The sequence below is a fragment of the Paenibacillus chondroitinus NBRC 15376 genome, assembly GCF_004000765.1.
Lineage (GTDB): Bacteria > Bacillota > Bacilli > Paenibacillales > NBRC-103111 > Paenibacillus_E > Paenibacillus_E chondroitinus.
The window spans coordinates 68,391-91,460 of the sequence record NZ_BILW01000024.1; the positions used below are offsets into that span (position 1 = coordinate 68,391).

Below are 23,070 nucleotides of genomic sequence, written 5' to 3' on the forward strand. Positions count from 1 at the left end.
ACAGTTCCCCCGCAACATTATTATCTCAAAAGCTGATTAATTCAATTTGAACTTCGTTCATTTATTGTAACTCAGAGCTGCTTAAAGTGGTAGTTTGCGCTCCTTTATACTACAATAAAAGCAAGTAATTAGATAAAGGAGCCTTCTCACTTATGACATTGAAATCCACCATTACTCAAACCATTGACAACAACGCCAATAGATTCAAAGCGATTTCCAGCTTTATCGGTGCAAATCCGGAGCTCGGGCATGAAGAATTTCAGGCTGCCGCTCGCCTGACGGAAGAGCTTGAATATCATGGTTTCCAGGTTGAACGTGGCGTATTGGATATTCCAACTGCTTTTATAGCCACCTATGATTCCGGGAAAACAGGACCTGTCGTCGGCTTCTTAGCGGAGTATGACGCCCTGCCGGATCTGGGTCATGCCTGCGGCCACCACTTGATCTGTATGATGAGCATAGGCGCAGCCATCGGCCTTAAGTCTGTTCTTGCCGAAACAGGCGGCAGCATTCGTGTGTATGGGACTCCCGCCGAAGAAACCAAAGGTGCGAAAGTGCCCATGGCCGAAGCAGGACTTTTCCGCGATGTGGATATCGCCTTGATGGCGCATCCTTATTACACCTATGAGAAATCGGGCGAATCCCTGGCCATGGATGCGATTCAGTATGAATTTTTCGGTCGTCCCGCGCATGCCGCTGCGCAGCCTTATGAGGGCGTGAACGCGCTGGACGCCGTTCTCCAGCTTTTCAATTCCATCAACGCGCTGCGCCAACAGATGAAATCCGACGCGCGTGTTCACGGCATTATTAGCGAAGGCGGCAAAGCCCCTAACATTATCCCTGACTATGCTGTCGCTCAGTTCTATGTTCGATCAGCGACTCGCACCTATACGGATGAGCTCGTCCAGAAGGTGCTCCACTGCGCAGAAGGCGCTGCATTACAAACCGGATGTACGCTCAAAACGTCCTTCTACGAATATTCGTATGACGAGCTGCGTACCAACGAAACGTTGTCCCAAGTATTCTCGGATCAACTAAGCGAGATGGGAATCGACCCGAAAGACGTCGAAGTCGGCAAGGATCACGGCTCGCTTGATCTGGGTAACGTATCGATCCAGTGTCCGACGATTCATCCTTTCGTCAAGGTCGTTAGCGAGAAGCACATGCTGCATACCAAGGAGTTCCGTGATTTGGCGCTGCAAGAGCCTGCCCTTGACGCGATGATTTTCACAGCCAAAGCGCTGGCTAATACAGCTTACGAAGTTCTCAGCAGCCCGGATCTGCTGCAAAGAATCAAAGATGAGTTTGCGGCAGCTACGAAATAAGATGAAAAAGGGGTTGTCACTACAGGACATGAAAGTCCTGAGGGACAGCCCCTTTTTTTCCGAGCGATTAGCTTGGCTCGCCCCAGCTGAAATAGATGGCTCAAGCCGTAACGCCAGAAGCCGAAGCTGCAGCAGTTGCCATTGCCTCCCTGTGCTTCTTTTCCGCCTTATCTTTTCGTTCTTCAAGCTGAGCCAAGATCGCGTAAAACATCCCCATGCCAAGGACTCCGCTAATCCCAATGAGCGTTGCCATCATCCAAGACGGCATCCAACCGCCAAGGATCACGCCGACACCGCCAAGCAGTGTTGCTCCTTTGTAGACCATCCCATAAAGAGCCATATAAGAGCTTCTTGCATGGTCGGGAGCAATATTACCCAAATACGCTTGCTTAATCGGCACATACATCAATTCGCCAACCGTTGCAATGAACATCGATAACATCAACAGCCAAGGCTGATTGCTATAAGCTAAATAACTATAGCCCAGAATGTAACAGGTGTAGCCGATAAACAACACTTTGCTATCTGAGAAACGCCGCATCAAAACTCCCATAAGAACGGAAAGCACAACGACGAGCACGGTATTTTCGGTGCGGATAAACCCTAACATTTTGAGACCGTCAACGGTCCAGGATGACTCCATCCAAGGGATAAGCGAAGCGGATATCATCTCTTTTTCCAATCGCACACCGACATAGTTACCTAGATGAAACTCTACAGAGACCAACAATAAAGAAGCTATTGTGAAGATCATGAATGTTTTATCGTACAGCACAAGCTTGTAATTGGACCACATGGACGTCTTCCCTTGAAAGCTGCCCCCCACTCCTCCACGACCGGATAAGGGTTTCGGCTGGTAGGCCTCATGAATAAAGAAGTAGGTGATAATTAGCGATATCAAGCCGATAACCGATAAGCCAATAAACAACTCAAACAGGTAGGATTTGAATAAAAACGCGCCTGCGATACCAGCAATTGCGAACGATAAATTGTTCATCCAGTACATAATGGCATACATATATTTGCGAATATCAGGAGCTGTAACATCGAGCAGCATCGCATCGTTGGCGGGTCCATGAACACCCCAGAACATGCTCACGAAAATCATCAGTACAAACGTCATCCACGGGGACGACAACCACGGCGAATTAGACAAAGCCATCCCCATAAAGCAGATCATCCAACCGATTTCTGCGGTAAGCATCAGCTTTTTGCGGCCTATTCGATCCGCGTAATAGCCCCCTACAATTCCTGCGATGACACCCGCCAGAATGCCGAGAATGACAACAAGCCCAGCGCTCGTATCACCTAATTTTCCAGAAAAATAAATGGACATGAAGGGAAGCACCATATTGTTCGCGGTACCGGAAATAAAAGAAAGGCCGATTCTTAATTTAACATTACGATGAAAATCTCGAAATCTCACGTGATCCCTCCAAGTGGAAAAACAAATCTGCCGAGCCTCGTATTTCACCTTCGTTCAATTAATGCGTTGAAAAATTACTTTTTCTCGTTGCTGCGCAAGAACAAACCTACGCCAATTAACAATAGGCAACCCGCCAAAAGCTGGATGGCAGTAATCTTTTCCCCGAGTAAAAAATAAGCCAATATCGTCGCGCCAAGCGGTTCGCCCAGAACGGTCATCGATACGGAGGATGCCTTCATATACTTGAGCAGCCAATTGAATACATAGTGGCCGAAGACCGTTGGAATGACGGCAAGCAGCAAGAAAACGCCCCACTCTTTCGCTGGATAAGCTGTGAATGAAGTTCCCGTAATCACATTCGTGACGGCAAGTACGAGTCCAGCGAACAGGAAAACAAAGAAACTGTACACGAAAGCGGAAATCCGCTCTCGCAGGCTTTTGCCCCAAAGCATATGCAGGGCAACTGCAACGGTGCCGATGAGGGATAAAAAGTCACCTTTCAATGCTGCACCTGAAAATTGGAAATCTCCCCAACCTATACAAATGGCGCCTACGATCGCCACACACATCGCCAAAACAGCCGCGCGATTGGTTCTTTGTCCATAAAGCAGAAACGCACCGACAAGCACAAAAATCGGCTCTAACGTGAGAATCGCTGTTGAGCTGGCAACCGTCGTAAATCGCAGAGAATCCATCCAAAATAGAAAATGCAACCCAAGAGCGATACCGGAAGCTGCCGTCCGCAACCAGTCTCTCAAACGAATTCTAGTAATCTCTGACCGATAACTCCATAGAAAAGGCAGCATAAGCACATTCGTCATCAACAATCGATACATAGCCGTGACTGCGGCAGGTGCATCGGACCATCTCACAAAAATAGCCGAAAATGAGATTGCGATAATACCGATTAACAAAAAAACAGGAATTGGAACTTTCGTTTTATTCATTGCATTCATCTTGCAAAACTCCTTGCTGCATAGTTACCTTGTTGTTGCCAAACACCAAATTATTATATAGGAGGATGCCACTATTGCCAATCTTTTTTAGACATTGTTCAATTATTGTCCCATAAGCAAAAAAGCCCTGTGGCGATCCGCCTAATACAAATAGGCAGCCTCCACGGGCTTTGTGTTTAAATCCAGCGTTTTGTTAGTCTAAAACAGCCGTTATATGCTTGGTTGTAACAGACCAGTGCGATGTATTCCAGATAGACTCTTTATTTTTAAAATAAAGAATTTGCGGTGATGCGTGCTTGATGCCCAGATCCTCCGCGATTTGGTTAGAAACCGGGCGAGATTCAATGACCTTAACCAAGTAATAATCTACACCTTCGTTCGGCTTCCCTGACAAATATTGTTCATATTCATCAAGCGCGCTTGCGCTTACCGGACAAGTTGTGCTGTGTTTCAGAACGACCGCCGGTTTATCGGAGGAACGATCCCATACTTCCTGCCACTGATCAACCGTTGTGAGCTCTTTCCATGCTGACATTCCAATCTCTCCCTTCGCATTACATTGAAATTATTATAAATTAACCAAGCTGCTTATGCAACTCGCCAGACAATAGACAGACCAAAACAGACCTAGCCAAACCTCGCAAGATTCGCAAACAGAGCAGGCTTATTGCTATAATCAAGATATAAAATGAGCTTTGGAACTAGGAGGAACATAATGGAACCAACACCCCCAGTGTCAAGACGAACATTTCTAAAAAAAGGCGTTCTGCTTGCAGGTTCTTTACTGGCTTCCGGAGGTCTTGTTGGCAGTTATTCCAGCTTTATCGAAACCAAATGGTACGATATTACGAGAATCACCTTATCATTTGAACGGCTGCCCAATGGCTTCCATGGACTTAAGCTTTTACAGTTCAGCGATTTACATATAGGTCATCATTTTAATTTAAAGGATTTAGAACGTGTCGTTACCCTTATTAATAGTGAAAAAGCAGATATACTAACTTTCACAGGAGATTTATTCGATGCCCGGATTACAGAAGACGAAACGTTAACGAGCAATCTCCTCGCCAGCCTAGAAGCACCACTCGGCAAATGGGCCGTACTTGGCAACCATGATAAATGGATCGATAAAAACTATACGCTGCCAATCCTCCAAAACGGCGGGTTTCAAACGCTGCTTAATGCCTGTAAGAAGATTACCTACAAAGGACAATCCATTCAGATCGCAGGTGTTGAAGATCGACTTACCGGCTCCCCTGATATCGTCAAAACCCTCCAAGGCACCAATGCTCAAATGTTCACACTCCTGCTCTCGCATTGTCCCGATTTCGCTAATCAAGTCATCGGACAACCCGTCGATTTGCAGCTATCCGGCCACTCTCATGGAGGACAGGTTCGCTTGCCTATCGTAGGTGCGCTCTTTACGCCGCTTCAAGGTAAAAAATACGTAATGGGGCTTTACGAAGTACCTGATTCCAAGCTGCTTGTCTACACGAATCGGGGGATCGGCACAACGTTTCTCCCCTTCCGCTTCCTTTGCAGACCTGAAATCACCGTGATCACGTTAGAAAAACGAAAACCCTGAGCGCCTACACAGCGTCTCAGGGTTCAGGATTTATTGTCTGACATGCAAAAATTGACGGAATAAGAAAACAGCTTTCAGCTTCAACAGATCATTAACTTTCTTGAAATCCACCTGCAAAAGATCACTGATCTTCTCTAACCGGTAGGTAACGGTATTTCTATGAATGAATAATTGCTTGGCCGCTTCGCTAACTTGACCGTCATTACGAATGAAGACCTCCAAAGTTCGGATCATTTCTTGCGAATATTCGGCATCCTTCTCCAAGAGCGGGCGCAATACTTTGGCACAGTAGTCTTCCATCATATTGACCGACACATGTTGGAACAAATGAGCGAACTCAATCGTTTCATAGTGAACCACGCGATCCGACAACTCGAGCTTATTGGCCATTCGCTGTGTCTCCATACATTCCATGTAAGCTTCTCTTAATGCTGTTGGCTTGCTTTTCATGGCACTTGTATAGAACACCATCTCGCCGGCTTCCTCCCGACAGCCTGAATCTCCTGCATATTTGATCAGAAGCTGTGCCAACTCATCTTCCGGGAAACCCTCCGTCTGAGTCGAGGAATAAATGGAAAACATGAGATCTTTGAGTATAAAATGATTTGCGCGCAACAGATTCGATTTGGGATGCAGCTCCATGTACTCTTTCAGCCGCTTCATTCTCCCCTGGTGTTGTTCATCTAACTGCCCTTCCGGCTTGCTTTTGCTTATCACACATTGGTAAGCACCTGTAAAGAGCGTTAACCCTCTACCCTCTGCCTGCTCCAGGAACTCTTCAAGCGACGTCCCTTTTTCCAAATAGCGGTACAGCGAGTTTTGCAAATCACGCTCCGCTGATGCCTCCACATGTGACCGAAACGTATAGTTCATATGAAAAGTTAAGATGTCTGCCGCTTGCTGGAATAAACCTTCCTCGACATTGGCCAGAAGCACGGCATCCGGCATGATCAGCAAATGGCCCAGGAGCTCATCATCCTGATGGTAGAGCCCTACCCGGTACGCGCGGTCTTTGTTCGAGTAGACCCAGCCGCATTTTCTCTTCGGCCAGTTCTGAGCTAATTGCTCTTGCTTCCACGCGCTTGTATTATATAGAATTTGCCCTCTGGCCCCAACGACAGCCATGGGATATCCAAGAATATTACTGAGTAATTGGAACATTGACGCCATATTGTCCTGTTTCAAACCGAATTGCATCAACCTCGTCTGTTTTTCCAGCACCGATTGCAGCAGCTTCGTGTTACGGCGGTATTCCGCATTGAACAAGGCGTTCATTTGATCAGAAAAAGTAAACTGGAAGGGCATCTCAATAATTGGAAAATGCAGCCGGTCCGCCTCCTCTACAACAACTTGCGGCAGCTCCGTCCAAAAACGGCCAAGCTTGATCCCTAACCCGGCAGCGCCGCGATCATTTAATTTACGAAGTAAATTGACGGTCTCCTGCGGACTATCTTTCATGGCGAAAGCGGTGGTGAAGAGCATCTCGCCGGATTTCGTCCAATCCGCAATATCTGGCGCGTCCATAACATTGACAGATTTAACGATGCGGGATTCCCCTTGCTTGCCAGCTACAAGCTTCGCTTCCGTTAATGGATAAATGGATAATGCTTCACGAATGGTAAGATGCATCGTGCTTCCCCCCTTATGCCTTTTTACAGATTATAGGATGACATGACCAAACAGTCAATGGATTTGTGTTAGATTATATGACATTGGTTAAATTTTTTTGAACAATTTATGTCTTTTTCGCTTGGAGATGTTATTTATTATAACATAAATACACAAAAAACGAGAGACATGCTTGCACATGCCCCTCGTCCTAATGCCTTACCCCATTAAATCACACGAAACGTTCCCGTGCCCATGGTCCCTAAATTTCCTTCGCGATCCATCACTCGCCCTTGTGTCGTAATCATTTTGCGGGATTGATGAACAAGCTCAGCCGTTACAATCAGCCGCCCCTCATATAGCGGAGCAACGAAATGAACGTTCAAATTCGTTGTAACAACCTTATCCTCCGGCCTTGCCGTCATGACGACAATCCCCATCGCATTATCCAGCAAAGAGGACAGAACACCGCCATGAACAATGCCAATTGGATTCAAATGATGAGGTTTTGCCTCTAAAGCAATTGTAATGATACCGTCTTTCAGATCAACAAATTCACAACCAAGAAATCCCCAAAACGTAGGTTCCGCCGCTGCGGCCAGCTGCTGCAGTCGTCTATTCACTCGCTCTTGAGCATTATCCATAGGATTCCCCTCCACTTTCTCCTTGTAAAGGGCTACCCCTTTTTCTCTTCTTCCAGTAATTGCCTTCGCAATACTTTTCCAATCATCGTCTTGGGCAAAGAATCGCGGAATTCCACTTTCCGTGGAATTTTAAAAGCCGCCAAGCGTTCACGGCACCACAGTTCAAGCTCTTTCTCCGTTAACGTCATTCCGGGTTTCAGCACAACAAAGGCTTTCACCGTTTCCCCCCGGTATTCATCCGGGACCCCAACAATCGTCGCCTCCAAAATAGCCGGATGCTCAAAGAGCACTTCCTCAATTTCACGGGGATAAATATTGAAGCCTCCGGCAATGATGAGATCCTTCTTACGGTCGACAATGGAGAAAAAGCCGTCCTCATCCATGCGTCCCATATCTCCTGTGTAAAGCCAACCATCACGAATGGTCATCGCCGTTTCAAGCTCTCGCTGCCAATACCCTTTCATTACCTGCGGGCCCTTGATCAGCAATTCACCGATTTCCCCGATCGGCAATTCTTCGCCGGTATTCACATCAACAACCTTCGCTGAAGTATCGGGTAAAGGAACACCAATCGAACCGATTTTACGATAACCCCAAATGGGATTGGCATGCGTAACCGGGGAGGTCTCCGTTAACCCGTACCCTTCAATGAGCTTACCTCCAGTCAAAGCCTCAAAACGTTCCTGAACTTCTAAAGGAAGTGGTGCCGAACCGCTTACACAGACATTTATGGACGAAATATCAACTTCTTTGACCCGTTTATGATTAATAATTGCAATGTACATGGTAGGTGCTCCAGGAAAAATCGTGGGTTTCATCTTATTAATCGTTTCTAAAATAAGGTCGATATCAAATTTGGGGATCAGAATCAGCATACCTGCCTGCAGCATGGATTGATTCAGCAAAACCGTTAAACCAAACACATGGAAGCAGGGAATCGCTCCCAGGAACCGCTCTCCGCCCACTTGAATTTTATAGCACCATTTTGTCGTCTGATACGTGTTGGCGATCAAATTCGTGTGAGTCAGCATGACCCCCTTCGAAACACCAGTTGTACCTCCCGTATATTGAAGCAAGGCAATATCCGTATCCGCATCAACTTCCACACAAATAGGTTTCGCTGAAGCAGCCCGAAGCAATTTCTTGTAAGCGTACACGCCTTCGCCATAAGCAACGTCCAGCTTTGCGCCTTCTTTTTTCATTTTAATCGGATATAAGACATTTTTCGGAAAAGGCAGATAATCCTTAATCGATGTCACAATGACATGTCGAATCAACGTCTGCGCTTTAGCCTTCTGCACACGATTAAATAATAAATCCAGTGTAACAATGATCTCTGCCCCAGAGTCGGAGAGCTGGTGGACCAGCTCTCTCTCCATATACAGCGGATTCGTCATCACGACGATCCCGCCCATCATAAGCGTTCCGAAGTAGGCGATAATGGCGGACGGACAATTGGGCAGCATGATCGATACACGATCTCCTTGGCACACACCGAGTTCCTTCAGAACATTTGCAAAGCGATAAGACGCATCAAGCACCTCATGATAACGCATTGTTTTACCAAGGAAGTGCAAGGCTGGTCGGTCGGGGTACTTATGCGCGGAATCTACCAACAAACGTGCAAGGTTAATCTTAGGGTACTCGTACGTCGGCGCCACTTCCTCTGGATAATGACGCAGCCAAGGCTTTGCCTCACTCATACAAACCATCCCCTTCAGGTTCTTCCCACGGATGACTAGACGATGAATTTCTCACCCTGAATAACACGTGCGGCGATGTCGCGCTTCAGCTGGGTTGTATTGACAGCACTGCGTCTTGATAGTTTTTTCAAAATCGATAATTGCGTCCGAAGAACATCTCCTTCTTCCATCGTACTTAGCGCTTCCTTCGCGTATGCCTCAATTTTATCAAAAGCTTCATGCACGAAAACGGTTGTCACTTGAATCGCATTTTTCGCTTTCTCTTCTCCGCTTTTGGCAATCAGCTTTTGCGTACGCAGAAGTCCGCTCTCTCCCGCAAAAATCTGAATCATGATATCAGCTAAATTGCTTAAGACCTCCTGATTTTTCTCCAAGGCCATGCCATACTTCTGAACGGCAAGTCCGCCAACCATCAAGAAAATCTTCTTCGCCATCGAGATCAAATGCGCCTCTTCGGCAAGTGTGCCTTCAAACGTCTGGCCCGGGACGATCGACAGCAATTCTCCTTGCAGCGCTTGCGCTTTTTGCATCAAAGGCAGCTCGCCTTTCATCGCTTTCTTCACTAATGTCCCCGGTATAAGCAGACGGTTAATTTCATTCGTTCCCTCGAAAATGCGATTAATCCGTGAGTCGCGATAAATGCGTTCTACTTTATATTCCTGAATGTAGCCGTATCCGCCATGAATTTGTACGCCTTCATCAGCAACAAAATCCAAAACTTCCGATGCAAACACCTTATTAATCGAGCACTCCAACGCGTATTCAGAAATACCCTTCGCCGAGTGTTTGCCGGCATCCAGACTTGTATGGTCAATGTCTTTCAGGATGTGATCCATCAGTCCCGTCGTTCTATAAACCATGCTCTCCAGCATAAAGGTTTGAATATTCATTTCAGCCAGCTTTTTCCCGATCAATGGGAATTTGGATATCGGCGTATTGAACTGTTGGCGCGTATTCGCATATTTGGCCGACAATTCGATCGTTTCCTTGGATGCGCCCAAACACCCCGTAGCCAATTTGTAGCGGCCGATATTCAAAATGTTAAAAGCTATGAGGTGACCCTTCCCTATTTCACCAAGCAAATTCTCCACCGGAACTTTGACATCTTCAAAATAGAGCGGTCTGGTTGAAGAGCCTTTAATCCCCATCTTTTTCTCTTCCGGTCCCATCGTAAAACCCGGGTCGCCTTTTTCCACAATAAACGCCGTGAAATCCGTTCCATTAATTTTGGCATACACGATAAAAATGTCAGCAAAGCCCGCGTTCGTAATATACAGTTTGGAGCCATTTAACAGGTAATGTTTGCCATCACCAGAAAGGCGCGCAGTCGTTCTTGCACCCAATGCATCGGAGCCGGATGTTGGCTCGGTTAAACAGTAAGCCGCAATCTTGGCGCCTGTTGCGAGATCCGGCAAGTATTTTTTCTTTTGCTCAGGAGTCCCGAAAAATACAATGGGAAGCGTTCCGATTCCAACATGCGCTCCAATCGATAAAGCAAAAGCAGACGCTTGTGCCAGATTTTCACTAATAATCGTGGAGCTAACCTTATCCAGTCCAAGACCGCCATAGATCTCGGGCACGTCAGCCCCGAGTAAGCCAAGCTCACCGGCGCTTCGCATCAATTTAACCGTCAAATCGTAATTAAGCTTCTCGATATGCTCATCATTCGGCAGCACTTCGCCCGCTACAAAATCGCGCGTCGTCTCCGCGATCATGCGATGCTCCTCCGTAAAATCCTCCGGAGTCACGATATTGTGGAAATCGAGATCTGAAATGACAAAACTGCCGCCTACAACTTTATCTGACATGGTTCATCTCTCCTCAGAATGAATTGGACAAGGGTTAATAAATGATGAAAGTGCTGGAACAAGTGCAAGAGCTGAAAGTGTCTGCCAACGATGCTTAACTGGAATTGCAGCTAATTAAACCGGTCAAGCATGCACCTGGAATACTCCAGCAGCGCCCATCCCTCCGCCGATACACATCGATACTACGCCATAACCGCCACCGCGTCGTTGCAGCTCATGAATCAATGAAGTTGTCAGCTTCGCGCCGGTACATCCAAGCGGATGCCCGAGGGCAATCGCGCCGCCGTTCACATTCACCAGCTCCTCGTTCAATCCGAGCTCGCGAATAATATGCAAGCATTGCGAAGCGAATGCTTCGTTGATTTCAAACAGATCCACCTGATCTTGCGTGATCCCCGCCATCTGCAGCGCCTTCGGAATCGCCTTCACCGGGCCAACCCCCATGATTTCCGGCTCCACACCGGAAAGCGCGAAAGACTTGAACGTCGCGAGCGGCTTCAACCCGAGCGCCTCCGCGCGCTCGCGGCTCATCAGCACGGCCGCCGCGGCGCCGTCCGACGTCTGTGACGCGTTGCCCGCCGTCACCGTGCCGTTCAAGCTGAACGCAGGCTTCAGCTTGGCAAGCACTTCCACGGATGTATCGGGGCGAACGCCCTCATCCGCGGCAAAAACAAACGAACGCTCAAACGCTTTGCCGCGTTCGTCAAGGCCCTTCACGCTCGTAGCCACCGGCACGATCTCATCCACGAACTTGCCGGCTGCAATCGCCGCAGCCGCCAACCGATGGCTTCGCGCTGCGAAGCCATCCTGCGCTTCGCGCGAGATGCCGAAGCGCTGCGCAACAGCTTCGGCCGTATGCCCCATGCCCATGAATACCTCGGGCATCGTCTCAACAAGCTGCGGATGCGGCGAGAACTTGAAGCCCGTCATCGGGACGTGGCTCATGCTCTCTACGCCTCCGGCGATGATCACCTCCGCGTGGCCCAGCATGATGCGCTCCGCCGCATAAGCGATGGCCTGCAGCCCGGAGGAGCAAAAGCGATTGACCGTGATCGCCGGCACGGTCACCGGAAAGCCCGCATAAAGCGACATCGTGCGGGCGAAGTTAAGCCCTTGCTCGCCCTCTGGCATCGCGCAGCCGATGATGATATCGTCAACGTCGCCTTTATCGAGGCCAGGAGCCCTCCGCACAGCCTCCTCCAAGACGGCTTTGCCCAGATCTTCCGCTCTCGTTTGAGCGAAGCTGCCTTTCTTCGCGCGTCCGACGGCGGTGCGCGTAATCGATACAATGACTGCTTCCTTCATCGTTTCTCACCTCAATTAGAGTAGTAAGGCATGCACTTTATAAATTTCCGTTTGAATTTTTGTTCCTATTTACATTTCCATTCATCTCTCCCTACGCTTACACCGCTTAGTTACGCAGCGGTTTTCCCTTGGAAAGCATATATTGCATACGTTGTTGTGTTTTCAACTCCCCGCACAGGCTGAGGAAAGCTTCTCTTTCCAAATCAAGCAAATATTGCTCAGTAACCAGCGTGCCAGCCGGCACATTACCGCCTGCAAGCACATGCGCTAACTTGTTCGCGATAAGTACATCATGGTCGCTGATGTAGCCGCCTTGCTTCATGGAGTACGCGCCAACTTGCATGACCGCTTTGCCATTTTCGCCGACAACGCGAATCTTCTCACGGGCAGGTGGAGTATAACCTGCCGCATCCATGCGCAAAACAGCTTGTTTGGCTTCATAAATCCGATGATCCGGGTTGATAACAACCGTATCTAGTGGCCGCATATACCCGAGGCGTTTCGTATCATGCCCGCTTGTCGACACCTTGGCCATCGCCACAGTCTCAAAACTAGCATTAATCCATGGTTGTAAATCCACTTCAGGATCGCGCACCAGCGAGCTCACCCTGAGCGCCAGTTCTTTACAGCCGCCACCGGCAGGAATCAAGCCTACACCAACTTCAACGAGTCCATAATATGTCTCCGCTGAAAAAATGATTTGATCGGCCGGCATACAAGCTTCAACGCCGCCGCCGAGCGTCATTTTATGAGGCGCTGCCACCACCGGTTTATCCAAGCCTTTGAGCTTCATCATGGAATTTTGAAATAAGCGGATAATACCGTCCACTTCATCCCATTCACCGTCTTGCGCTTCCATAAGCAGAAGCATTAAGTTGGCGCCGACACAGAAATTTTTCCCTTCGTTTGCGACGACAAGCCCGCGGTAATTGCTGCGAACTTCATCTACGCTCTGCTGAATCATCGTAAGAATATCTCCGCCTACGGCGTTGTTTGGAGATTGAAACTCCAGGCAGGCAACTCCATCTCCAATATCAATTAAATTTGCGCCGCTATTCGAACGGATGACTTTCTTTTGCTGCTTTAAAGCTGCCAGAGAGATCAATTCGGGCCTTGATTCAATTCCTTTATACTCATTTTTTAAATAGTAAAAGCTTTGCCCTTCTTTATTTGTATAAAAGCTGTCGTTGCCTGCAGCAATCCACGCTTTAACCCACTCCGGCACCTCGCTGCCTTCCGCTTCCATTCGCTCAACAGAACGCTTAAGTCCAATAGCATCCCATGTTTCAAAAGGCCCCAAATCCCAGTTAAATCCCCATTTGAGCGCATTATCGATTTCTACGATAGAGTCTGCGATCTCATCCAATTTTGCCGCCGAATACAGCAGCACCGGTTTCAAAATGTTCCACGCCAGCTCCGAGTATCGGTCTTTGCCGCCTAGCAGCGCCTTAAGCTTGCCGCTTGCGCCTTTTGCCTGCTTAGCTCCTTCAAGAGAGGCTGAACTAATTTTCCGGCTTGCGGCATACGTCATGCTGTTTAAATCTAGCGAATGGATTTCTTTTCCAGCTTCATTTTTCACTTTTTTATAAAAGCCTTGACCTGTCTTTTCCCCGATCCAGCCCTTTTCCACCATGGTCTGTAAAATAGCAGGTGTGTCGAAAACAGCTTTCTCGCTCGGATCTGTTACAAGACCAAACACGTTATTCGCGACATGGACAAAAGTATCCAGACCGACGAGATCCAGCGTTCGGAATGTCGCGCTTTTCGGTCGGCCCATAGCAGGACCTGTCACGGCATCGACTTCTTCAACGGAATACCCGTTGGCAATCATTTCGCGCAGTGTAACCAGAAGCCCGTAAGTGCCAATCCGATTGGCAATAAAATTCGGCGTATCCTTGGCTTGCACGACGCCCTTCCCTAACCTTTTCTCACAAAACTCTGTCATGAAAGAAATAATCGCCGGATCCGTGTATTGACTTGGAATGACTTCCAGAAGCTTCATATAACGAGGAGGATTAAAGAAATGAGTGCCTAAGAAATGTTTTTTAAATTCATCGCCTACGTTCTGGGTCATCGCATGAATCGAAATACCGGAGGTGTTTGACGAGACGATCGTCCCAGGCTTCCACACCGTTTCAATACGGCTTAATAACTGCTGCTTCGCCTGCAAATTTTCCACGATGACTTCAATGATCCAATCTACTTGGCCAAGCTTTGCCAAATCATCTTCCAAGTTGCCTGGTGTAAGTCGCTCGATGAAAGCCTCACTGTATAAGGGGGCCGGGTTCGTCTTTTTGAGCTTATCCATCGCGCTAACCGTAAGACGGTTCCGTACTTTTGGATGCTCCAGCGTTAATCCTGCGGCTTCTTCTTGCGGCAGCAATTGGGTCGGCACCATATCGAGCAATAAAACGGGAATGCCTGCATTTGCCAAATGGGCAGCTATGCCGGAGCCCATCACACCGGAGCCGATAACGGCAGCAGTACGAATCTTTGTCATATGGAAATTTCCTCCTACATGAAATTTTCAGACTGTCTTACGCAGTTCCAAATACAGACAAGGCTAGAATTTCAGCGATATCTCGCGCTTTAACCTGCTCCTCTACCTCCTTCAGCTTCGTGCCGTCCTCCACCATCGTTAAACAATAGGGACAGGCTGAGGTGATCACCGTCGGCTTCACACTCAACAGTTGCTCCGTGCGCGCTACATTAACGCGTGTGCCGGCGGTCTCTTCCATCCACATCATGCCGCCTCCGGCACCGCAGCACATACTGTTTTCACGGGAACGCGGTTGCTCCACGAGTACGGCCCCTGGAATTGCACGCAAGATGCTGCGTGGTTCCTCATACACCTCGTTGTAACGGCCCAGGTAACAAGAATCATGATACGTGATGCGTTCATGCACCTCGTATTGCGGCTTCAAACGGCCTTCTTTCACCCAAACATCAAGCAGTTCGGTGTGATGAAAAACGTCGGCCTCCAGGCCAAATTCGGGATATTCATTTTTGAAAATATGATACGTGTGCGGGCAGGTCGTTACGATTTTCCTAACGTTATATTTTTGAAAAGTCGCAATATTGTCGGCACACAGCTGTTGAAAAAGAAATTCATTCCCCATACGGCGGGGGGTATCCCCGGAATTTTTCTCCTCATTTCCCAATATCGCAAAGGAGATGCCGGCTTCGTTCATCAGCTTCACAAAAGCATGCGTAATTTTACGGCTGCGGTTATCATAAGACCCCATTGATCCCAGGAAAAAGAGATACTCAAAATCGGGATTATCCTTCACCGTACGAACATTCAGTTCATTTCCCGGATCTACTTCCTTCACCCATTTCACGCGATCATTCCGGGAAATTCCCCATGGATTCCCTTGACGCTCAATGTTTTGCAGGGCACGCTGGCCGTCATGCGGCATACTGCCTTGTGTCAACACCAGGTGTCTGCGCAGATCTACAATTTTATCTACATGCTCATTGCCGACTGGACATTGATCTTCGCAATTGCGGCAGGTTGTGCAAGCCCATAGCTCCTCCTCGGTAATGACACCGCCGATCAATTCCACCTCCAGCGGGTTATTCCCGCTATGTGCAGCGAATGCTGCCGCCGGAACCCACGGCGATTTGGATGTGATAGCTGCCCCCTTTTCTGTCAAATGATCACGAAGTTTCGTAATCAGATGCATGGGTGAAAGCAGCTTGCCGGTCGTATTGGCTGGGCATACATTCGTGCAGCGCCCGCACTCTACACATGAGTAGAAATCAAGCATCTGCTTTTGCGTAAAATCCTCCACTTTGCCGACACCAAACGATTCCGCCTCTTCATCCTCCAAGTCAAGCGAAGCCAGTTTGCCGGTAGGCTCTGTGCGCCGTAGCAAGATGTTAAGAGGAGCGGTAATGATATGAAAATGTTTGGATTGCGGAACATAGATCAGAAAAGACAGCAAGATCAGCAAATGCATCCACCAGCTGACATAAAATCCGATGGTCGCCCCCGTGTGCGAAAGACTATTAAACATCCCGGCAAAAACGGATGAAATAGGCGCATAACCGGAAGCTCCCTGCCCCTCTCGCACCCGTTCAAAACCTCCGCTGACCACAACGGATAACATGAGGAAAAAGATGAAGAACACGACAATGCTGGGCTTCCACCCCCGTTTTAGTCGCTTGAGCTTTTCAACATAACGGCGATAAGTCGCATACCCCATAGCCAGCAGAATCAGCGCAACCGTCACTTCCTGGATAAAAGTAAAATATTCGTACCCGGGTATTGGCAGCCCACGGCCGATTAATCCTTTTAGAATCAGATCAAGCGCTCCTAACTGTAAAATAAGAAAACCATAAAAAATAACGATGTGCATGATTCCGCTTTTCTTATCCTTCAACAGTTTCGTCTGGCCAAACACTTGAATGGCAAACTCCTTCAAACGGGCTTTTGCTTCTTTCTTCAAATTCACTGATTTACCTAACTGGATGTACAAATATCGGTGGTACACAATTCGGCCAAATAAGAACAACGCATAACCGGTAACCGCTAGAAACAATACAAACTGAATGAGCGAACCAATCATAGAGAACCTCCTCACCTAAAAAGATAGCGCTTACATGGAAACATCGTAAAAAAGCAAGTTCCATATGCCCCTATTTCCAGAGTTGAAAAATGCTTGATCGTTCGTGTAAGCCGGCTAACTTTCTTACTTGCTTCATAAGCTGAATAAGTCGTTGACAAGGCGTACTACGTATTTTATGATGAAATTACAAAAATGAATGAGTATTCATTCACCGATAATTGTATCTTAACACCGAGGTGATCTCCTTGACAAGTAGCAAAAAACCAGACAAGTATTACGCCATTCTCGAAGGCGCTCTGAAAGTATTTGCAGAGAACGGCTTTCACAAATCACAAGTATCCCGAATTGCCAAGGAAGCCGGTGTGGCTGACGGAACGATCTATTTATATTTCAAAAAGAAGGAGGATATCTTGACCAGTCTGTTCCAAGAGAAATTGGGCGAACTTGTTGAGAAATTCAATACTGGCGTCAACGAACAGATGAGTGCGAAAGAAGCCCTTTATAAAGTTTGTGAAATTCATTTCAGCGAGCTTGAAGGGAATGTCAATCTTGCATTTCTTACGCAAATTGAACTGAGACAAAGCGATTTGGAGCTGCGCAAAGAAATTGGCCTTGCGCTCAAGAGATATATTATCCTCATTGAAAATATATTAGAAAGAGGCAAACAAGACGGGAGCTTTCGCGCAGATTTTGACGCCAAACTTGTAAGGCTTCTCATCTTTGGAGGCATGGATGAAGTTGTGACCTCCTGGCTCATCTCCGGGCAAAAGTATTCCTTAACCGCTCAAGTCGGCCCTACGGTTAACTTTTTCATAAAAGGCATCGAGGCTTAAGGGTCTGTATAACATGTATATTCAGGAAGGAGCTTGGCTATGGACATTTTTGTATTATTGAAGCAAACCTTTGATACAGAGGAGAAAATTGTTCTGCAAGCAGGCAGCGTTCAAGAGGATGGCGCCAAATTCGTTATCAATCCTTATGATGAATACGCTGTGGAGCAGGCTATTCAGCTGCGAGATGAATTCGGGGGTAAAGTCACCCTGCTCTCCGTCGGTCCCGACAGGACGGCTGAAGCCCTTCGTACCGCACTGGCTATGGGGGCAGACGAGGCTGTTCTTATCACCGATGGGCGCATTCAAGGCGATGAATACGAGGTTGCTGAAATTTTAGCACAATACCTGCGCAGTCAATCTTACGACCTCTTGCTAGGCGGTAACTTCTCTGTAGACAATGGTGCTGGACAAGTGGCCATTCGGTTAGCCTCTCTTCTTGATTTACCCCATGTTGGATCCATTACAAAACTTGAAATCTCTGGTGGCGGTGCGGTTGCCCACCGTGATGCGGAAGGGGACATTGAAGTCGTTGAGGTTCCGCTCCCTGCTCTTTTCACTGCACAGCAAGGTTTGAATGAGCCTCGTTACCCTTCCCTGCCGGGCATCATGAAAGCGAAGAAAAAGCCGTTTCAACACTTAACCCTTGATGACATTGAAGGCGCTGGCTCAGCTTCCGCCAAGACGACAAGACTTGAATTAACACTGCCGCCTGAACGCCAAGCCGGCCGCATTCTCAAAGGCGAAATCGCGCAGCAGGTGACGGAGCTTGTTCAAGCGTTACGCAACGAATCCAAAGTGATTTAACGAAGGGGAGGCTACGATCATGGCTAAAACATTTCTCGTTGTCGCCGAAGCTCGCGGAGGCAAGCTGCGCCAAGTATCCTTTGAAGCCTTACGCGCTGCTCAGTTATCTGCTGCGGAAAGCGATGCGATTCACGCTGCACTCATTGGCGGGAGCGGCACCAAAGCTCTGGCAAGCGAACTTGCTGCATATGGTGCAGAATCCATTTATGTTGTTGAAGATGCTGCTCTTGATAACTACAACTCGGAAGCTTATGCGAGCGCACTGCTAGCCGTAACTGGCGTTGTGAAGCCAGCTGCCTTGTATTTCGGCCATACGGCTGCTGGCCGAGATCTGGCACCACTGGCCGCAGCGAAGCTTGGTGCCGGCCAGCTGTCGGACGTAACGGCGATCTCGCGCAGCGGCGATCGCGTGGAATTCACCCGGCCGCTTTACGCTGGCAAAGCCGTTGAGAAGAAAGCGTTTACCGACCCGGATGGCCCATGGGTCGTTACGATCAGACCGAACAACATCGCCCCCCAAGCGCCAGACGCCACGCGTCAGGCTTCGGTCATCGATGTTGCCTACCCGGCCCCCTCCCTGCGCAGCATCATTCGGGAGGTAGTGAAAAAAACGTCCGGCGCCATCGACTTGGCAGAAGCCAAGATCGTTGTCTCCGGCGGACGGGGCGTGCGCAGCGCCGAAGGCTTCCAGCCGCTCGAAGAGCTGGCTGCCGTCTTGGGCGGCGCTGTCGGGGCATCCCGCGGAGCCTGCGACGCGGGCTACTGCGAATACGCGATGCAAATCGGCCAGACCGGCAAAGTGGTGACGCCGGAGATCTACATCGCGTGCGGCATTAGCGGCGCCATCCAGCACCTTGCGGGGATGAGCTCCTCGCGCGTCATCATCGCGATTAACAAGGATGCCGAGGCGCCGATCTTTAAAGTAGCCGACTACGGCATTGTCGGCGATCTGTTCGAGGTCGTGCCGCTGCTGACCGAGGAGTTCCGGCAGCTGCTGAAGTAGCTGCTCTGCTAATCCGTATCGCTCGAGTGGGAACTGCAGGTCGCTATTTGCTGCATAAACAGCCAAACGGCGATCTTAGGGAACTGTGATCCGCTAATTCCCCGTTTCGGGGTGGATTAGCAGGTCTCCAGGGCAAGTAGAGCCCTGCCGTTCCCCTAGATCTCTCGTTTGGCTGTTTTAGCCTGAATAGCGCCCTCTAGTTCCTTTTTGTGGTTCGCCGAACGAACTATTATCTTGAAATTCTTCTGCTGTTCCAGTAAACTCATCGTACATTCCAGAATGTTAGGAGTTCTCATCATGTCCATGACCCCAACCGAAGTTGTTCAACATTTTTTTGCGAAAGCTCGCTCTGGTATACAACCTGATGCCGCTCATGATTATATGGCTGAGCACGTGCTCGCCCATCAAATGACGGGAGAAAACGAAACCACCGTTCACCGCACACCGGCCAATTATGCGGATCACGTCAGGGAGATGATTGCCGCTTACGGTAATTTTCAGCTCGAAATTCAAGAAATGATCGCGCAGAATGATCGTGTCTATGTACGCTGGAAGCAAACCGGCACACATATCGGCGAGGTAGACGGATTTGCGCCTACAGGCAAACCGATCATCGAAATCGCAAGCGCTGTTTATCGCATCGAAAACGAACGAATCGTCGAATACTGGATTCAAATCGACCGCGAAGGCATCCGTTTGCAGCTTCAGCGAAATGCTTGATCCCCTCTTATTTCCACGCTTACAAAATCAAAAAAACACATCGTCACCCGTTTATTGGGACGCGATGTGTTTTTATTTGTCATCGAAAAAACTCCTTAAACTGTTTAATGACTTCTTCAGGCTGCTCTTCTGCAATCCAATGTCCGGTTTTTTTAAGTTCAACCACTTTAGGATTCCTTGTATTTTCCTTTAGGAAAGGACCTAGATCGCTAATGCCCGTTGAACCATAGATACCCAAGACCGGCATAGATAGTTTTTTATATGTATTAAAATCGTCGATATCCTGGCGAAATGTACGAAACCAATCATTAGCTGCGCGAAGTGCATCAGGTTTTGCATAGGCCGCGAGATAGATCGCTTTTTCTTGTGGGGTAAGAGCAGGTTTGTCATAGGATAAATAATCGTAAGCCCAATTGTAGGCTATGTCTAGATTTTTACCATGCAGTAATTGCTCAGGCAAATTGGGTACAGCGTTAAACGCCCACCACCATGGGAACTTTACACGCGCTGGATTACTTTCATCGTACGAACCAGATGGTGCCACGAGCGGTAACTTCAGCATGTTGTTGTCTGGATGTGAAATGTCGAGCATGGCTAGTTTCTTTGTGGCATGCGGGTAATTGGCTGCGAAAGCATAAGCAACCGTGGACCCGATATCATGGCCTGCAATATAAATATTCTTATAGCCCAACTCGTTCATTAATGCATAAATATCGGACGCCATCGTTTTCTTGTCATAGCCGGTTGTAGGCTTATCGGAACTGCCCATTCCTCGAATATCAATGGAATAAACATGGTAATGCTTAGCTAACTCAGGCATTATTTTACGATATTCATACCACGTTTCGGGCCATCCTGGCAGTAGAAATAGCGGTTCGCCTTTGCCGCCTTCAACATAGTGAAGTTTGATTCCATTGACCGATTTAGTTCCATTCTGAAAACCCGGAAGAGTTTTAACTAATTCTTCGTCCTGATTATCGTTACTACCCGATTCCGAAGTGGCAGAAATAAATGTCGGTTCTGTTGCCGTTGCGACATTTTGCTTGTAGGTTGCCAAGCTTACAGGGAGAAGTATTAGCGCTACAGTCAGCAGCCTTGCTATTTTTCGAGCCTTAAATTTAGTTCCTGACATCTCAATTCCTCCAGACACTTCATCATTTCGCCATCAGCAGTTAAGTTTCCCTAGCCCAATAACCCATATACATCACGGGAAACATCATTAAGCTATTTGCCATATGAATTCTTAATAAAAGGGCTGCCTCTTATTGAGACAGCCCATTTTGACTACATTATAAAGAATTTCTCAAAATCTTTCTGACATCTTCTTTTGAAAGAGAGACATAACTCCCTATTTGATCGGCGAGCATAGATCTTTCTGTCATCAGTTCAATTTCCTTGTCATCGATGCCATAGTCCGACAGCTTCGTAGGCGCTCCAATGGATTCCCAAAATTTCTTGAGAGACTGAATCGCTTCCTCTGCTAATTGGGCATCGGTTTTTCCTGCCGGATCCAGATCGAATACACGAACACCCAGCTGTGCGACTTTCTCTGGACGTACGGCCGCGACATGTTCCATCCAGTGCGGGGCAATTATCGCAATCCCTCCGCCATGTGGGATGTCATGGACAGCTGATACGGCATGTTCGATTAGATGAGTCGACCAATCCGGACTAACACCCATTGCAGTTAGCCCGTTTAAAGCCAGTGTTCCGTTTAATAACATGATTTCGCGATATTCGTAATTGTTCAGATCGTTCACTAGCTTAGGCGCGGTCTCGATAACGGTGCGAAGAATCGCTTCACCAATTCTTTCTTGAAGAGGTGCATTGCTCGAACCATGAAAATATTGTTCGAAGACATGTGACATAATATCAACACTGCCGTATACCGTTTGATCCCGAGGTACAGAGATTGTAAGCTCTGGATCTAAAATACTGAATCTTGGAAGCACATGATTAGAGTTAAAAAATGCTTTCGTATTCGTTTCCCAATTCGTAATGACGGAATTTCCGTTCATTTCTGATCCCGTACCCGCTATCGTTATAACTGTGCCAATCGGTACGGAATTAGAAGGCGCACTCACCTTACTAGTCACGATATCCCATACGTCGCCATCGTATGGCACACCCGCGGCAATCGCTTTAGCACCATCAATGACGCTGCCGCCGCCCACTGCAAGAATAAAATCAAGCTGATTTTCTCTTATGAGGTTAATCCCTCTTTGCACGGTTGTTAGTCGTGGATTCGGTTCAACCCCTCCCAGCTCAATGACAAATGCGCCGATTTCCTTCAGTTCATTGATAACTTTATCGTACAATCCAATTTTTTTTATGCTTCCTCCACCGTACACTAGCAAGATGCGTTTGCCGTAAGCAGGAATTTCTTTTCTCAGGCTGCTTATTTGACCTTTTCCAAATAAAAGCTTAGTTGGGTTTTGAAATTCAAAGTTTTGCATAATAGACATTCCTCTCTTAAGTTAGATTTTATTTTTTTATTGTTACAAGTTAATCCACCTTATAAGGCAGGATTGCGCCAAGCATTTTGACATACGCACTTAACTGTAATGAAGTCAATGCATTACAAGCATGACATTCAAATACGTGTGGCCAAATGCAAAAATAAATGACTATTTAAAGCACGGTTCACAAGTTCTATGCACATCACCCCCTTAATAAACATCTATATATTTCGAATTGTAAATGTATTAAAATAAAAAAATTTATACTTTGCAAATTGTCGATATGATAGTTCTAACGAAAACTGAATTCTAAGAATGAA

The 23,070-nt window shown here is 47.7% G+C and carries 18 protein-coding genes; 6 read left to right on the forward strand and 12 right to left on the reverse strand.

The features are described from left to right. Positions 1 to 152: 152 nt before the first annotated feature. On the forward strand, positions 153 to 1,325 hold the full coding sequence (locus tag PCH02S_RS23365; RefSeq protein WP_127456502.1) for a M20 family metallopeptidase: 1,173 nt from the start codon (positions 153 to 155) through the stop codon (positions 1,323 to 1,325). Positions 1,326 to 1,425: 100 nt separating this feature from the next. Here PCH02S_RS23365 and PCH02S_RS23370 read toward each other — a convergent pair whose 3' ends face one another. The 3 genes from PCH02S_RS23370 to ytxJ form a co-directional block, all read right to left on the reverse strand. Beyond that, entirely contained in the window at positions 1,426 to 2,751 is a 1,326-nt protein-coding gene (locus PCH02S_RS23370; RefSeq protein WP_127456503.1) for an MFS transporter, read from the reverse strand. A gap of 74 nt (positions 2,752 to 2,825) precedes the next feature. Continuing rightward, on the reverse strand, positions 2,826 to 3,707 hold the full coding sequence (locus tag PCH02S_RS23375) for a DMT family transporter (RefSeq protein WP_127456504.1): 882 nt from the start codon (positions 3,705 to 3,707) through the stop codon (positions 2,826 to 2,828). A 193-nt stretch (positions 3,708 to 3,900) separates the two neighbouring features. Continuing rightward, the gene (gene ytxJ / locus PCH02S_RS23380) at positions 3,901 to 4,242 is read right to left on the reverse strand and encodes a bacillithiol system redox-active protein YtxJ (protein WP_127456505.1); all 342 of its coding nucleotides are present in this window, start codon (positions 4,240 to 4,242) and stop codon (positions 3,901 to 3,903) included. A gap of 180 nt (positions 4,243 to 4,422) precedes the next feature. On the opposite strand from ytxJ, the gene PCH02S_RS23385 reads away from it, so the two are divergent. Continuing rightward, positions 4,423 to 5,292 (forward strand): metallophosphoesterase, encoded by an 870-nt coding sequence (locus PCH02S_RS23385; RefSeq protein ID WP_164819707.1) that lies wholly within the window; start codon positions 4,423 to 4,425, stop codon positions 5,290 to 5,292. A gap of 30 nt (positions 5,293 to 5,322) precedes the next feature. Here the strand turns inward: PCH02S_RS23385 and PCH02S_RS23390 are convergent, their stop codons facing one another. The 7 genes from PCH02S_RS23390 to PCH02S_RS23420 all read right to left on the reverse strand — a co-directional run bounded on the left by PCH02S_RS23390 (position 5,323) and on the right by PCH02S_RS23420 (position 16,931). Continuing rightward, on the reverse strand, positions 5,323 to 6,921 hold the full coding sequence (locus PCH02S_RS23390; RefSeq protein ID WP_127456507.1) for a PucR family transcriptional regulator: 1,599 nt from the start codon (positions 6,919 to 6,921) through the stop codon (positions 5,323 to 5,325). A 206-nt stretch (positions 6,922 to 7,127) separates the two neighbouring features. Then, entirely contained in the window at positions 7,128 to 7,544 is a 417-nt protein-coding gene (locus tag PCH02S_RS23395) for a PaaI family thioesterase (protein ID WP_127456508.1), read from the reverse strand. A gap of 32 nt (positions 7,545 to 7,576) precedes the next feature. Beyond that, positions 7,577 to 9,247, reverse strand: a complete 1,671-nt coding sequence (locus PCH02S_RS23400; protein WP_127456509.1) for a long-chain-fatty-acid--CoA ligase — start codon at positions 9,245 to 9,247, stop codon at positions 7,577 to 7,579. A 35-nt stretch (positions 9,248 to 9,282) separates the two neighbouring features. Beyond that, positions 9,283 to 11,055, reverse strand: a complete 1,773-nt coding sequence (locus tag PCH02S_RS23405) for an acyl-CoA dehydrogenase family protein (protein ID WP_127456510.1) — start codon at positions 11,053 to 11,055, stop codon at positions 9,283 to 9,285. Between the two features lie 123 nt (positions 11,056 to 11,178). Further along, positions 11,179 to 12,360 (reverse strand): acetyl-CoA C-acyltransferase, encoded by a 1,182-nt coding sequence (locus PCH02S_RS23410; RefSeq protein WP_127456511.1) that lies wholly within the window; start codon positions 12,358 to 12,360, stop codon positions 11,179 to 11,181. A 106-nt stretch (positions 12,361 to 12,466) separates the two neighbouring features. Then, the gene (locus tag PCH02S_RS23415; protein ID WP_127456512.1) at positions 12,467 to 14,860 is read right to left on the reverse strand and encodes a 3-hydroxyacyl-CoA dehydrogenase/enoyl-CoA hydratase family protein; all 2,394 of its coding nucleotides are present in this window, start codon (positions 14,858 to 14,860) and stop codon (positions 12,467 to 12,469) included. 37 nt (positions 14,861 to 14,897) lie between these two features. After that, positions 14,898 to 16,931, reverse strand: coding sequence for a (Fe-S)-binding protein (locus tag PCH02S_RS23420; protein ID WP_127456513.1), 2,034 nt, complete (start codon positions 16,929 to 16,931; stop codon positions 14,898 to 14,900). Positions 16,932 to 17,176: 245 nt separating this feature from the next. Here PCH02S_RS23420 and PCH02S_RS23425 point away from each other — a divergent pair, with 245 nt between their 5' ends. From PCH02S_RS23425 to PCH02S_RS23440, 4 genes are all read left to right on the forward strand, one after another. Further along, on the forward strand, positions 17,177 to 17,764 hold the full coding sequence (locus PCH02S_RS23425; protein ID WP_127456514.1) for a TetR/AcrR family transcriptional regulator: 588 nt from the start codon (positions 17,177 to 17,179) through the stop codon (positions 17,762 to 17,764). A 39-nt stretch (positions 17,765 to 17,803) separates the two neighbouring features. Continuing rightward, positions 17,804 to 18,568, forward strand: a complete 765-nt coding sequence (locus tag PCH02S_RS23430) for an electron transfer flavoprotein subunit beta/FixA family protein (protein WP_127456515.1) — start codon at positions 17,804 to 17,806, stop codon at positions 18,566 to 18,568. A 19-nt stretch (positions 18,569 to 18,587) separates the two neighbouring features. Then, the gene (locus PCH02S_RS23435) at positions 18,588 to 19,571 is read left to right on the forward strand and encodes an electron transfer flavoprotein subunit alpha/FixB family protein (RefSeq protein WP_127456516.1); all 984 of its coding nucleotides are present in this window, start codon (positions 18,588 to 18,590) and stop codon (positions 19,569 to 19,571) included. Positions 19,572 to 19,874: 303 nt separating this feature from the next. Beyond that, the gene (locus tag PCH02S_RS23440; protein WP_127456544.1) at positions 19,875 to 20,291 is read left to right on the forward strand and encodes an ester cyclase; all 417 of its coding nucleotides are present in this window, start codon (positions 19,875 to 19,877) and stop codon (positions 20,289 to 20,291) included. Positions 20,292 to 20,370: 79 nt separating this feature from the next. Here the strand turns inward: PCH02S_RS23440 and PCH02S_RS23445 are convergent, their stop codons facing one another. Further along, positions 20,371 to 21,423 (reverse strand): alpha/beta fold hydrolase, encoded by a 1,053-nt coding sequence (locus PCH02S_RS23445; protein ID WP_127456517.1) that lies wholly within the window; start codon positions 21,421 to 21,423, stop codon positions 20,371 to 20,373. A 157-nt stretch (positions 21,424 to 21,580) separates the two neighbouring features. Continuing rightward, on the reverse strand, positions 21,581 to 22,747 hold the full coding sequence (locus PCH02S_RS23450; protein ID WP_127456518.1) for an iron-containing alcohol dehydrogenase: 1,167 nt from the start codon (positions 22,745 to 22,747) through the stop codon (positions 21,581 to 21,583). Positions 22,748 to 23,070: the final 323 nt, after the last annotated feature.